The sequence below is a fragment of the Acinetobacter colistiniresistens genome (genome assembly GCF_024582815.1).
Classification (GTDB): domain Bacteria; phylum Pseudomonadota; class Gammaproteobacteria; order Pseudomonadales; family Moraxellaceae; genus Acinetobacter.
This window is the reverse complement of record NZ_CP102099.1, coordinates 3790763-3804303: the sequence shown is the minus strand read 5'-3', so window position 1 is coordinate 3804303 and position 13541 is coordinate 3790763. Positions and strand designations below refer to the sequence as shown.

The following is a 13541-nucleotide window of genomic DNA, read 5'->3' as shown; positions in this document are numbered from 1 at the left end:
AATGTATAAAATTCTAGCTGGCTTTGGATCGATTGTACGTTCGTTATGGATGGTGTTCAGCCATGTCACACGTAAACGTGACACGATCTTATATCCAGAAGTACCAGGTGAACAAATTGCACCTCCACGCTATCGTGGTCGTATCGTATTAACACGTGACCCGGATGGTGAAGAGCGCTGTGTGGCATGTAACCTGTGTGCGGTTGCTTGTCCTGTTGGCTGTATTTCATTACAGAAAGCGGAAAAAGAAGATGGACGTTGGTATCCAGAATTTTTCCGTATCAACTTCTCACGCTGTATTTTCTGCGGTATGTGTGAAGAAGCATGTCCAACGACTGCCATTCAGTTGACCCCGGATTTCGAACTGGGTGAATATGTACGTCAAGACTTGGTTTATGAAAAAGAAAACTTACTCATTTCTGGACCGGGTAAATATCCTGACTACAACTTCTACCGTGTTACCGGTATGGCGGTAAGTGGCAAAGAAAAAGGTCAAGCACAGAAAGAAAGTGCACCAGTAGATGTACGGAGCTTATTACCATGATGTGGCCATTTTATTTGATGGCACTTGTGGCCATCGTTTCGACGATTCGTGTTGTAACCAATACGAATCCAGTGCATGCACTGTTAAGTTTGATCGTTTCTCTTCTAGCGGTTGCTGGTATTTTCATGATCGTGGGTGCGCCGTTCGCGGCTGCCCTTGAGATCATCGTTTATGCTGGTGCCATCATGGTCTTGTTCGTTTTTGTTGTAATGATGCTGAATCTTGGACAAGAAACCATTGAACAAGAGCGTAAATGGTTGAGTTCAGACGCTTGGGCTTTTCCTGCACTGATGAGCTTTTTATTGGCTTTGATCTTGGTGTGGATGCTGGGTGGTGAATACACCACAATTTCTGCACCTATGGGGACAGAAATTGTAGGTCCGAAAGCTGTCGGTCAAGCGCTATTTACTCACTATCTATTATTGGTAGAAGTTGCCGCGATGTTATTGCTTGCAGCACTGGTTGCAGCATTCCACTTAGGCAAACGTGAACCAGGTGCAGAAGAGGATAAAGAATAATGGGACACATCCCTTTAGAACATGGTTTGATCGTTGCAACCATCCTTTTTGCACTGGGTTTTTACGGTGTAATGGTGCGACGTAACCTTTTATTTATGCTAATGAGCCTTGAAGTGATGATGAATGCCGCTGCGCTGGCATTCGTTTTAGCGGGTAGCGTTTGGGCACAGCCAGATGGACAGATCATGTTCATTCTGATTTTGACGCTTGCTGCAGCAGAGGCATGTATCGGTCTTGCGATCGTCCTTCAGTTTTATCATCGCTTCCATCATCTGGATGTGGATGCTGCTAGTGAGATGCGCGGATGAGTACATTATATTTAACCATTTTATTTCCGCTCATTGGTTTTATCCTCTTGGCGGCAGGGCGTAATAAACTGTCTGAAAACCTGGCAGCTATTATTGGTGTTGGTTCAGTCGGTTTGTCTGCGTTATTCGCTTTAATTGCGGGTCTTGCATTTACCAGCAGCGGCCAAACTGTTTTTGTTCAACACCTATGGACATGGTTCAGTGTTGGCGGTTTTGAGCCAGGTATCAGCTTGCACCTTGATGGTTTGTCATTACTGATGACAGGCATGATCACGGGTGTTGGTTTCCTGATTCACATCTTCGCATCTTGGTATATGCGTGGTGAAGAAGATTACGCACGTTTCTTCTCTTATTTCAACCTGTTCGTTGCCAGCATGTTGTTGTTGGTACTCGGCGATAACCTGGCGTTATTGTTCTTGGGTTGGGAAGGTGTAGGTCTGTGTTCATACCTGTTGATTGGTTTCTACTACTCGAACCTTGCAAATGGTTGGGCAGCAATCAAGGCATTTACCGTAACACGTGTGGGTGACGTTTTCTTACTCATCGCACTGTTCTTGCTCTATCAACAGTTTGGTACGTTGAATACCCAGTACATTGTTGAAAATGCAGCGACTGTGATGACACAAAGTTCATCATTGTCGATCTGGACAGCATTGATGTTGTTCTTGGGTGCGGCAGGTAAATCAGCGCAGATTCCATTACAAACTTGGTTAGCCGATGCGATGGCTGGTCCTACACCAGTATCTGCATTGATCCATGCTGCGACCATGGTCACAGCAGGTGTGTACTTATGCTGCCGTATGTTCTCTGTGATGGAAATGGCGCCAGCAGTGATGCAGTTCATTTCGATTACTGGTGCTGTGACTTTGCTGGTTGCTGGCTTTGCGGCCTTGGTTCAAACCGATATCAAACGTATCTTGGCTTACTCAACCATGAGTCAGCTCGGTTATATGTTTATGGCGGTGGGTGCGGAAGCATACCAAGCGGGCTTATTCCACATGTTGGCTCACGCATTCTTCAAAGCGTTATTGTTCCTTTCTTCAGGTGCCGTAATTCTTGCATGTCATCATGAACAAAACATTTTCAAAATGGGTGGATTACGTCATAAGATTCCATTTGTATTCTGGTGTTTCGTGATCGGTGGTGGCGCATTGGCAGCACTTCCAATCGTGACGGTTGGCTTCTTCTCTAAAGATGCGATCTTGGGCGCGGTATATGCTCAATCGGCTATTGCCAACCTTCCGCTTTACCATACCTTGTACTGGGTGGGTGTTGCAGGTGCATTCTTAACCTCTATTTATACCTTCCGTTTAATCTGGGTGGTGTTCTTTGGTGAAGAGAAAACCCATGCACATGCGATTCATGGTGTGACTTACTGGGCGCCGCTTGCAATCCTTGCTGCGTTGTCAACAGGCATTGGTTACTTCCTGCAAGCACCAGTAGCCAAGTTATTGACTGCTGCAAGCATTCCAAGTTTTATCGTTCCTGAAAGCTTAGAAGCAGCCGTTTCTCATGCTGAACATTTAGCAAGTGGTGTTGCCCTTGTTGGTTTAGCTGTCGGTATCTTCTTGTTTGCCTTTGCGTATGGTGCAGTGAAATCATTTGCTCAGACCTCTCTGGGTTCAGGTTTAGCACATATTTGCCGTACTGCATTTGGTTTCGATGCTTTGTATAACATCGTATTTGTAAAACCTTATTTATTGATTGCGAAAATTTTAGGTCGTGATCCTGTTGATGGGTTATGGTTGTTACTGCCTGCCATTGTGAAGGGTGGTAATAGCTTTACCAGTTCGCGTCAAACCGGTTCATTACGTGAATACGCATCAAGCATGTCACTCGGTGTAGTGGTGTTATTGATGATCTTGATCGTGATTCAGGTTGTGGGGAAATAAAATGGAAAACAATTTAATTTTACCCGCACTGATTTTAGTTCCTTTCATTGCTGGTTTTATTTGTTGGTTGGTTGATAAATACGACCAACATTTACCGCGTTGGATTGCCTTGATTGGTATGCTCATTACCTTTGGTTTGGGCATTGCACTTTGGCAAAGTGGTACATTTAGCTACGAGTTGGGCAGTAAAGTTCCGACTTGGGCGGCTGAGTTCCATCTTCCTTGGATTCAGACTTTAGGCATCAGCATTCACTTAGCGGTGGATGGTTTATCTCTGCTTATGGTGTTGCTGACTGCTTTACTGGGTGTACTTGCAGTGGGCTGTTCATGGGGCGAGATCCAAAAGAACGTAGGTTTCTTCCATTTAAACCTCCTGTGGAGTTTAGGTGGGGTCATCGGTGTATTCTTGGCGATTGACTTATTCCTGTTCTTCTTCTTCTGGGAGATGATGCTGGTACCAATCTACTTCCTGATTGCGTTATGGGGTCATAAAGGCTCGAATGGTCGTTCACGTGTTTACGCTGCAACCAAGTTCTTCTTGTATACACAAATCGCGGGTTTGATCATGTTGATCGGTATCTTGGGCTTAGTGGTCTATGGATACATGATGACCGGTATGATCGGCTTCGATTACAACTACCTCTTGGCCGTTGCAAACCACTTACCACCTGAAGTTGCTTACGCATTCATGTTGTGTTTCTTCATTGGTTTTGCGGTGAAATTACCTGTCTTCCCATTACACGGTTGGTTGCCTGATGCGCATGCGCAAGCACCAACAGCGGGTTCTGTGGATTTAGCAGGTATTTTGATTAAGACAGCAGCATACGGTTTGCTCCGTTTCGTGATTCCATTCTTCCCGGCAGCTTCAGCGCAGTTCGCTGACATTGCCATTATTTTGGGCTTGATTGGTATTTTCTACGGTGCATTCCTTGCGTACCAGCAAACAGACATGAAACGTTTACTTGCGTACACGTCGATTTCACACATGGGTTTCATCTTACTTGCAATTTATGCAGGTAATATCCTGACCTTCCAAGGCTTAATGATCATGATGTTGGCACATGGCTTGTCATCTGCGGCATTGTTCATTATGTCGGGTCAAGTCTATGAGCGTGTACATACCCGTGACTTGCGCTTGATGGGCGGTCTTCGTGGTCAACTGCAATACCTGCCATTCTTCTTGATGTTCTTTGTTGCAGCACTTGTGGGTGTACCAGGTTTAGGTAACTTTATTGGTGAATTCCTGATCCTGATGGGTTCATTCAAAGCCTATCCAGCCTTCACCATTATTGCTGCAGTAAGTTTGGTGTTTGCAGGTCTTTATGGTCTGATTCTGATTCACAAAGCGTTATTTGGTGAACCAAATTCAGAACAAAAGCAGCACTACACGACACCATTGAAAGATTTATCTGCACGTGAAGTCAGCATTTTGATGGTCTGTGCGATCGGTTTGCTTTGGTTAGGTCTTTATCCACAAACTTTCTTGGATATGTCTCATTCAAGCATGCAGTGGTTGGTCAATAGTTATTTGCCAGTACAAGAAGTTGTTGAAACTGTTCAACAGGCTACAACCCAACTAGAACATGTGGAGATGCAATAAATCATGAACTTCACAATTTCTTTTTCTGAGCTTATGCCGCTAGCGCCAGTGATGATTGTGGCTTTGACTGCAATCGTAGTGATGTTGTTGACTGCGATTAAACGCAATCACAACCTTATTGCGACAACTTCGGTTGTCGGTTTAAACCTTGCTGCGATTTATATCGGCTATACCGTATTTAGCGGACACTTTGTGCCGGTTAACGTGATGGGCATGTTTATGGTTGATCCATTTACCATGCTCTATCAATTCCTGATTTTGATTGCTGCTTTGGCGTGCTGCACCTTGTCTCATGCTTATATTGAGACTTATAAGGAAAACCGCGAAGAACTGTATATCTTGTTACTGTGTTCAGTGACAGGTGCAATGTTATTGGTGGCAAGTTCGCATTATGCAGCTTTCTTCATCAGCTTGGAGTTGATGTCGATTCCTGTATACGGCATGTTGGCCTATACCTATCAACGTGGTCAGTCTTTGGAAGCAGGGATTAAATACCTAGTGCTTTCAGCAACTGCATCTGCAATGTTGTTGATGGGTATGGCATACATCTATGCTTACACAGGTTCCTTGTCATTCTATGATTCGGTACAAGCCTTGTTTACGGCAATCCAGCAACCCATGGTGTTGTTGGGCCTTGGCTTAATTATTTTTGCGGTTGCGTTTAAACTTTCACTTGCGCCATTCCATAAATGGACGCCAGATGTGTATGCGGGTGCACCAGCACCAATGGCAACCTTCTTGGCAACGGCTGCAAAAGTGGCAACGATTGGTTTGTTTGTACGTTACTTACTGACTTCTGGTGCAATTCTGGTTGAATCATTAGTAACTGTGTTAACCATTATCGCGGTATTGTCGATTGTGGTAGGTAACTTACTTGCAGTACGTCAAGTGAATTTGAAGCGTATTTTGGGTTATTCATCAATTGCGCACTTTGGTTACTTGTTGATTGCTTTAATCAGCATGACTTATGCAAGCTTAGGCAGTGTAACGGTTTATGTGATTACTTATGTGCTGACCACAATCGGTGCGTTTGGTGCTGTGGCATTAATGTCGAGCCCATATAACAACGTAGATGAAGCACAAAGTCTTGCAGACTATCGTGGTTTGTTCTGGCGCCGTCCGATCTTGACCGCAACTTTAACCGTGATGATGTTGTCTTTAGCGGGTATCCCATTAACAGCGGGCTTTATTGGTAAGTTCCTTGTGGTGATGGCTGCAGTAACAACACAACACTGGTTCTTGGCTGCGATGATCGTGGTGGGTAGTGGTATCGGTTTGTACTATTACTTGCGTGTGATGGTGGTGATGTATATGACCCCACCAGACGTACCTCGTATTGATGCTGATGCGCATTGGGGAACCAAAGTCGGTGGTCTGATGGTACTTGCTGCTGCGTTATTGGTATTCGTACTTGGTGTCTATCCAGACCCAATGATTAACTTGGCATTGAAGTCAGAGATTCTTTCTCCATTGCACTTTATGATGTCTCAACAACAGTAATCGTCGGATTTGTACAAAAAAGCCTCCAAAGTTGGGGGCTTTTTTATTGATGAGTAAAAAAACACTTTATAATAGAACGAGATTAACATTACCTAGGTACTCACTCGTGTCGATTCAAGAAATTCGTCATCCGCTTATTCGCCATAAACTTGGTTTACTACGTCGCTCTGACATCAGTACCAAGAATTTTCGTGAATTAGCGCAAGAAGTCACGATGTTACTGACTTATGAAGCAACAAAGGATCTTCCTGTTGTTGATCATGAAATTGATGGGTGGGCAGGGAAAGTCTCAACTCAACGTATCGCAGGGAAAAAAATCACCATTGTACCGATTCTACGTGCAGGTATTGGTATGCTCGAAGGTGTACTAAGCTTGATTCCAAGTGCTAAGGTCAGTGTCTTGGGGTTGGAACGTGATGAAGCGACTTTAGAAGTGCGCACCTACTACAAAAAGTTAGTGCCTGATGTTGCTAATCGTTTAGCCATGATCATTGATCCAATGCTGGCAACAGGAAATTCTTTAATTGCAGCAATTGATGTCTTGAAAGCAAGTGGCTGTAAAGATATCCGTGTCATGATTTTGGTCGCTGCACCAGAGGGCATTGCCAAAGTTGAAGCTGCGCATCCAGATGTCCGTATTTATACCGCTTCGGTTGACCAAGGTCTGAATGAAGAAGGTTATATTGTTCCTGGTTTGGGCGATGCTGGTGACAAAATTTTTGGTAGCGTGCAAAAAGACTAATTTTTGTCATATTGAGAAAAAGAGACTGAGTCCAACCGTAGAGCATTTCAGGATGGATTGAAAGTCTCTTTTTTATTTCTATATACTGTAATGATTGCATTGAGAACGTAGGATAAAGGTCATGGCACAAGAGTTCTATCAAGGAAAAGTCAAACAATATAATCCTGATAAAGGATTTGGTTTTATTGCAACTTCTGAAGGAGATATCTTTTTTCATATCTCAGATTTTCCTGCAGAAGAAGGCGAGCCGAAAAGAAATGAAAAAGTGAAATTTGTCGCGCTGGAAAATGATGGAAAGTTTAAAGCAACACAAATTGAGCGTATTGATCCTAATCCAGCGAAAACCAAGAAGACCAAAATTGCTAATCACAATAAGTCGATTACCACAGAGTTGCTGTCAAATTTTCGACGCTAATTGTGATGATTGATATTTTTCAATCTTAGAATTTGGTTTAGGTACATGATAAAAGGGGCTTTCTAGCCTCTTTTTGATTAGAATAGGGTGCAATATAAAAATAGAGTGTTGATGATGTTTCTTGAGGGAAAAATTAAAAAATATAATGCAGAGAGAGGTTTTGGTTTTATTGAATTAGACGGGGATCAAAAGGATCTATTCTTCCATATTGGTGATTTTCCACAAGCAGCGGGTGAGCCTCGACTGGGAGAAAAACTTAAATTTATTATGGTGGAGGACAGGGGAAAATTTAAAGCAGCCAATATTGTTCGTTTGGATTTAAAACCAGCACCAGTCAAGTATGCTTCTCCATCTAGCAGTATTTTGATGAAAACCGTTAAGTTAGATCGTACTCAGTCAGCGACCAAAGCTGGAAAGCTATTTACGGTTGTTGGCTTAATTGTCATTGTGATTTTAGCGGCTTTGGTATTTCAGAAATATCAGTCTTATCAGCAATCAAAAAAATTAAGAGCAGCACAACTGATCGAGGAACAAAAGCAGATTATTGCAGAACAACGCAAAGCAGTTGGTGACCTACCTGAAGTAAAGCTGTCAGCAAAAACAGAGAGAGCTTTGCAACATGATCAGAGACAGCCGACCCAAGTAGCACCAGCAACAACTGCTGTAGCTACTCAGTTTAGCTGTGATGGGCGTGAATATTGTTCGCAAATGCGATCTTATGAAGAGGCTGTCTTCTTCTTAAGACATTGTCCGAATACCAAGATGGATGGAGATGGTGACGGTATACCTTGTGAGCGTCAATTTGGACACTAAGCATGCAAACCATGATATTTAACGATATGCTGCCGATATCTTTGAATTCTGATCATGAGATTTTGGAGATTCAATAAATAATAGTTATTATTTTGTTAATGATTTTTATTATCATTTGTAAATTTGTCTTATATACTGTGGTCAAATTTTTATCGGGGTTTGATCAATTGAAAAAGAACATATTATTTCTATCTCTCATTGCTTTACCAATGTTCGCGGTTGCTGATGATGGTACCGTGTTACCGACCATTACCGTGAAAGCTGATTCACAGGCAACAGATGCAACAGGCAAACTTAAAAAAGACACAACCTTAGGTATCCTTGGTGAGAAAGCAGTATTGGATACACCTTTTAGTATCCAGTCTTACACAGAACAGGCGATTAAGGATAAACAAGCTGACTCGATCGCAGGCATTTTGAAAAATGACCCAAGTATTCGTACCACCACCAACAGTGGCCATTTAAACGAAAACTTTATGATTCGTGGTTTTCCTGTGACATGGGAAGATGCCAATATCAATGGTTCTTATGGGATGTCACCGAGTGGTCGTACTCCGACTGATATTTTGAGCTCTGCCAGTGTACTCAAAGGTCCCAATGCATTAATTGCAGGAATGGCACCGGGCGGTAGTATTGGTGGTGTGGTAATGGCCACCACTAAGCGTGCCGATCGAGATTTGACCCAAGTTTCGGCCATGTATGAAGATGGCGGCTATTATAAATCAGGTTTTGATGTTGCCCGCCGTTTTGGTGAAAACAAGGAGTTCGGAGCACGCGTCAGTGCGACTTATGGACAAGGTGAACATATTGTTGATGGCCTAGAAGATAAAAATACTGCAGCAGTTTTGGCTCTCGACTACACCACGGACCAAGCTAAAATTAACTTTGATGCCTATACCACACGAGATAGCCGTGAGGGTGGCTCACCTGCCATGATCTCTTTTTCAACTTTGAAACGTGTTTTAGCTGCACCAGATGGCAAACTGAATTATTTCCCGCATTTAGAAGGTATGCAAAGTGCTAACTATGTAGGTTTATCGGGTGAATATAAGCTTCTACCTAATTTAAAAGCATTTGCAGGCGCTGGTTTTAATGAACGTGAGTATCGTGGACATTTATTTGGTACGCGTATGGTTGTGCGTGATCTGCCAGTCAACTCAATGGGAATGAAGAATCCTGCTTTGGTTGGGGCGAATGGTGATGCACTGGCACAATATTATCGTGTTGGTTCAAAGGAACATAACACGACCTTTAATGCGGGTTTAGAAGGTCAAATTTTCACGGGTGATATTTCTCATACTTTGGCATTCCGTGCTGATTATCTCAAACGTAAATACAGCCAACATAAAGGGCGGGGGGCAACAGAGGTTTATTTCCCAACTAATATTTACAATCCAAGCAATGAAGGGCATATGCCAAATACGTGGCCAGAGATTGTTCCTACTGCGGATGATGTGTATGTCAGTTATAGCCTAAGTGATCAAATCTCTATGCTGGATGACAAGCTACAGTTTATTTTAGGTGTGCGTTATCAAGATATGAATTTAAAGGCACTCACGACGAATCTACCACCACTGAAGGCTGATAAAGTATCTCCAAGCGCAGCTATTGTTGTGAAACCTTTTGGTGAAGAAACCTCGTTCTATGTGAGCTATGTTGAAGGTTTGGTTCGAGGTGCAAAGGTATCTAATGAGGCAGATGCGAATTACAGTAAAACCTTTGCGCCATTTGAAAGTAAGCAATATGAAGTGGGTGCGAAATATCAAGGAGATCGTTGGTTACACACTTTAGCGTTATATCAAATTAAAAAACCAAGCACGATGATAGATACAAGCTATCGCGACCCAAATAATAAAGCCATTACCCAAATCACAACCGATGGTGCGAAGACCGAATCCAAAGGGGTTGAATACGGCTTTTCAGGTAAAGTTACGGATGATCTAATTGTTTACGGTAATTTGGCTTATATCGATACCGAATATAAAAAAGGGATTTCAGGCGGTGTGAATCTTTCAGGTAAAACGATTGAAGGTACACCTGAATTTACTGCTGGTGTTGGGGTTGACTACCAAATTCCAGTGGTTGAAGGCTTAAGTGTCAATGCTTTCGTGACTTATGTGGATGACCAATATTTAACGGCTGATAACACACTCAAGTTACCTGATTATACGCTGGTTGATTTAGGCGCGAAGTATGCGACTAAACTCGGAGGTGTAAACACAACTTTCCGTGCGAATGTTGATAATGTTGCAGATAAAAAATATTGGGATGGTGTGTTCACTAGCGGTTTTACCACAGTAGGAGCAGGCCGGACTTATAAGTTAGGGGTGAGTTTCGATTTCTAAATCGAGCTGTAATAAAAAACGCTTCTGACTAGAAGCGTTTTTTATATATTCGAAACAATTAAACTTTATTTTCACAAAACTGCAAAAAAGCTTTCAGTCCTGGTCCTTGATATTTCTGGCGATGCACCAGCATATATAGCGGTCGTGTTAGTTCCCAGAAAGGTGTATCCAGTATCACCAGTTGGCCTTTTTCTTGCAACGGTTCAATCGCTAATCTTGATACACAAGACATGCCTAAACCACCTGCGACGATTTTTAGAATCGCTTCATTATGACCTAGGGTTAAGCGGATGTTGGCGTCGGGAAGGTCTTGTAAAATGGCATTATCAAATACTTCACGAGTACCCGAACCTTCTTCACGCAAGATCCATTCCACATGATGAAAATCAGTTGGGCTGAGAGGGCGATTCAACTTGGCTAGTGGGTGATCCGGCGCACAGCAAACTGCAAGCTCATCATCACGCCAGTGAATGCATTGTAATTGTGGCAGATGACAAGAGCCTTCGATTAAAGCCAAATCCAACTGGAATTGATTGACTGCTTCAATCATTTGACGGGTATTGCCCACTTGTAACTGTAAATGTGCTTGTGGATGGCATTGTAAAAAATTAGCCATCAGATCAGGCATTAAATAATCACTGATTGTTAAAGTTGCACCAAGGCGTAAATCAATACTTTGTAGCTCACCTTTTGCTGCCTGTTCAAAAGCATCGCAACGACCGAGGATCTCTAAGGCTTGCGGCAACAGGAAACGCCCGAGATCATTGAGTTGTAACCGTTTACCCAAGCGATCAAATAAGGGGGCGCCGAGGCCATCTTCCAAATCAGCTAAGGCCATACTTGCCGCACTTTGTGTGAGTCGGACAGCATCACTCGCTTTGGTTACAGTTCCCTCTTGAGCGACCGCCACAAAAACAGCCAATTGGCGTAATGTCATGCGCATGTTAAAAGCCTTAACGTATTGAGGATCTCATGTATTTAACAGATCCTAAGAGTATTCATGATTTATCTGATCATGCTAACATGAGCGCACTGTTTCGTGCCACGTTCTCATCATGTCAATTGAAAAATTTAGCGTAGAAAAGGTTTTATCTGTACACCGTTGGACTCATAATCTTTTTAGTTTCACCATGACTCGCCCTGCTCATTTTAAATTTACCGCAGGGCAGTTCGCCCGTATTGGTTTAATGGTTGAGGGCGAATTGGTGGTACGTGCTTATTCTGTGGTTTCTTCACCTTTTGATGAAACTTTAGAATTCTTTTCAATTGTGGTGCCAGAAGGTGCTTTTACCTCGAATCTGCAACACCTCAAAGTTGGTGATGAGTTGTATCTGGAAAAAATTCCATACGGTTATTTGACCTTGGCGCGTTATCAACAGCCATTACCACAAGACTTATGGTTATTGGGAACAGGCACCGGACTGGCGCCGTTTTTGTGCATGTTACAAGACTTTGAAACCTGGAAAAAATATCAGCAGATTAATCTGGTCTATAGCGTGCGTACTGAATCTGAGCTGGCGTATGTCGAGCGTATTCAGGAAATAGCAGATTTCTTTGGTGAAGGGCATACAGGCTTTAAGTTTATTCCAATTATTACCCGTGATCCGAATGCGGCACTGCATGACCGCCTGCCTGTTTTAATTGGCAATGGTGAATTAGAAAAAGCAGCAGGATTCTCTTTTAACCGAGACAGTAGTCATGTGATGTTATGTGGTAATCCACAAATGGTGGAAGATACCAAAGAAGCGCTGAAGCAACGTGGTCTGATTATGAATCGTCGTGGTGAAGGCAATATTGCCGTAGAGAATTATTGGTAATGGCGGCATTGTCGTGCTGCTAGGATGATTAAGCGTGTGTAAGTAAGTGGATATGTCTTAATGTACAAACATATCCATAAATTCACGGATTTCTTGAATGGCAGTATCGACGTCCGTGGTTAACCACGTTGGTTCAAACAAGCCGATATAATGTTCCAGACGATCTTGTGGCACCACAAGACGCACTGGGCAATCTTCTTCAAGTAAACGCCAAGGCAGAATCGGGACTTCGTTGTCGAGGAAGGGTTGCACATTGCGAATATCGACAATCATGGCATTGATGCAGTCGGGTAATGGCATCACTGAGAATTCTTCGGTACGGCGACGGAAGTACTCTAAATCTCCCCATTTCAGAATATAGCTTGGCTTATTAAACTCAATAATTCCAATCAAATGTTCATCGCGTGTGTGATGTAAAAAACATTGATGGGTGACATCAGTGTCTAGATCAAGAGAAACGCTTTGTTGGCTATAGGACATAAAGCAAAACATTAAAGAAATGAAGCCGAGCATTATAGCTTATTTTTATCGCATTCTAAAAGCGACTATATTTTAAACAAAAAAATAATAAAAAAAAGTAGAGTTCTGCAACTGGCGCAACGATAGTCCGAAGCTTTTTCACACAATGCTACATAGCGGATTGCTAATATAAGACTTGAAAAGTAAAAGGATGAGGGCTGCTATCATGCATGATTTTAGTAAGCCACAGCCTCATGTGGCAAGCAAAGAAGAAATTACCAAAAAGAGAAGATTACCTGTTTATATTTTGATTATGGTTGGGATCTTCCTGATTGCACTACTTGTTTATATGGTTGCTGATCATTCAGCTAATCCAACTGCACAAGTGACAATGGCACATATGCAGTCGGCTATTCTGAATGCTTAGGCAAGCGTATTTTAGACCAAGACTCAATTTACCATAAAGCTCATTGGTGTGAATCAATGGGCTTTTTTGAAATATTATGAGACCTTTTTGTTGTATTAGTGCAGCCATTGATTGATTGGAAAATAGACAAAAACTAAGGTGGAAGCATCCATAAATCATGT

At 42.6% G+C, this 13541-nt stretch carries 14 protein-coding genes; 12 read left to right on the top strand and 2 right to left on the bottom strand.

The window, feature by feature from the left end; all coding sequences use genetic code 11:
- Position 1 precedes the first annotated feature (1 nt).
- From nuoI to NQU59_RS18210, 10 genes are all read left to right on the top strand, one after another.
- Entirely contained in the window at positions 2-544 is a 543-nt protein-coding gene (gene nuoI, locus NQU59_RS18255) for an NADH-quinone oxidoreductase subunit NuoI (protein WP_005239465.1), read from the top strand.
- A complete protein-coding gene (gene nuoJ / locus NQU59_RS18250) occupies positions 544-1062 on the top strand; it encodes an NADH-quinone oxidoreductase subunit J (RefSeq protein ID WP_171057844.1) in 519 nt (172 codons plus the stop codon). Before nuoI ends, nuoJ begins: the two co-directional genes overlap by 1 nt.
- Positions 1062-1370 carry an NADH-quinone oxidoreductase subunit NuoK gene (gene nuoK, locus NQU59_RS18245; protein WP_004655436.1) on the top strand — a complete coding sequence of 103 codons (309 nt, stop codon included), beginning with the start codon at positions 1062-1064 and terminating at the stop codon, positions 1368-1370. Before nuoJ ends, nuoK begins: the two co-directional genes overlap by 1 nt.
- Positions 1367-3262 carry an NADH-quinone oxidoreductase subunit L gene (gene nuoL, locus NQU59_RS18240; protein WP_257064390.1) on the top strand — a complete coding sequence of 632 codons (1896 nt, stop codon included), beginning with the start codon at positions 1367-1369 and terminating at the stop codon, positions 3260-3262. The genes nuoK and nuoL overlap by 4 nt, the downstream gene beginning before the upstream one ends.
- A 1-nt stretch (position 3263) precedes the next feature.
- Positions 3264-4862: an NADH-quinone oxidoreductase subunit M gene (gene nuoM, locus NQU59_RS18235; RefSeq protein ID WP_257064388.1), complete on the top strand. Its 1599-nt coding sequence runs from the start codon at positions 3264-3266 to the stop codon at positions 4860-4862.
- 3 nt (positions 4863-4865) lie between these two features.
- Positions 4866-6362 carry an NADH-quinone oxidoreductase subunit NuoN gene (gene nuoN / locus NQU59_RS18230; RefSeq protein WP_005239458.1) on the top strand — a complete coding sequence of 499 codons (1497 nt, stop codon included), beginning with the start codon at positions 4866-4868 and terminating at the stop codon, positions 6360-6362.
- Between the two features lie 106 nt (positions 6363-6468).
- The gene (gene upp / locus NQU59_RS18225; RefSeq protein WP_005239456.1) at positions 6469-7104 is read left to right on the top strand and encodes a uracil phosphoribosyltransferase; all 636 of its coding nucleotides are present in this window, start codon (positions 6469-6471) and stop codon (positions 7102-7104) included.
- A 121-nt stretch (positions 7105-7225) separates the two neighbouring features.
- Complete coding sequence (locus tag NQU59_RS18220; RefSeq protein ID WP_005239454.1) at positions 7226-7519, top strand: cold shock domain-containing protein; 294 nt, start codon at positions 7226-7228, stop codon at positions 7517-7519.
- A 114-nt stretch (positions 7520-7633) separates the two neighbouring features.
- Positions 7634-8332, top strand: coding sequence for a cold shock domain-containing protein (locus NQU59_RS18215; RefSeq protein ID WP_005239453.1), 699 nt, complete (start codon positions 7634-7636; stop codon positions 8330-8332).
- A gap of 98 nt (positions 8333-8430) precedes the next feature.
- Positions 8431-10677 (top strand): TonB-dependent receptor, encoded by a 2247-nt coding sequence (locus NQU59_RS18210; protein ID WP_257064387.1) that lies wholly within the window; start codon positions 8431-8433, stop codon positions 10675-10677.
- Positions 10678-10735: 58 nt separating this feature from the next.
- Here NQU59_RS18210 and gigC read toward each other — a convergent pair whose 3' ends face one another.
- On the bottom strand, positions 10736-11620 hold the full coding sequence (gigC, locus tag NQU59_RS18205) for a LysR family transcriptional regulator GigC (protein WP_005239449.1): 885 nt from the start codon (positions 11618-11620) through the stop codon (positions 10736-10738).
- A gap of 112 nt (positions 11621-11732) precedes the next feature.
- On the opposite strand from gigC, the gene NQU59_RS18200 reads away from it, so the two are divergent.
- A complete protein-coding gene (locus NQU59_RS18200; RefSeq protein WP_005239447.1) occupies positions 11733-12494 on the top strand; it encodes a ferredoxin--NADP reductase in 762 nt (253 codons plus the stop codon).
- A 57-nt stretch (positions 12495-12551) separates the two neighbouring features.
- Here NQU59_RS18200 and NQU59_RS18195 read toward each other — a convergent pair whose 3' ends face one another.
- Complete coding sequence (locus NQU59_RS18195; RefSeq protein ID WP_005191251.1) at positions 12552-12974, bottom strand: hypothetical protein; 423 nt, start codon at positions 12972-12974, stop codon at positions 12552-12554.
- Between the two features lie 205 nt (positions 12975-13179).
- Here NQU59_RS18195 and NQU59_RS18190 point away from each other — a divergent pair, with 205 nt between their 5' ends.
- The gene (locus NQU59_RS18190) at positions 13180-13380 is read left to right on the top strand and encodes a hypothetical protein (RefSeq protein WP_005239445.1); all 201 of its coding nucleotides are present in this window, start codon (positions 13180-13182) and stop codon (positions 13378-13380) included.
- Positions 13381-13541 lie beyond the last annotated feature (161 nt).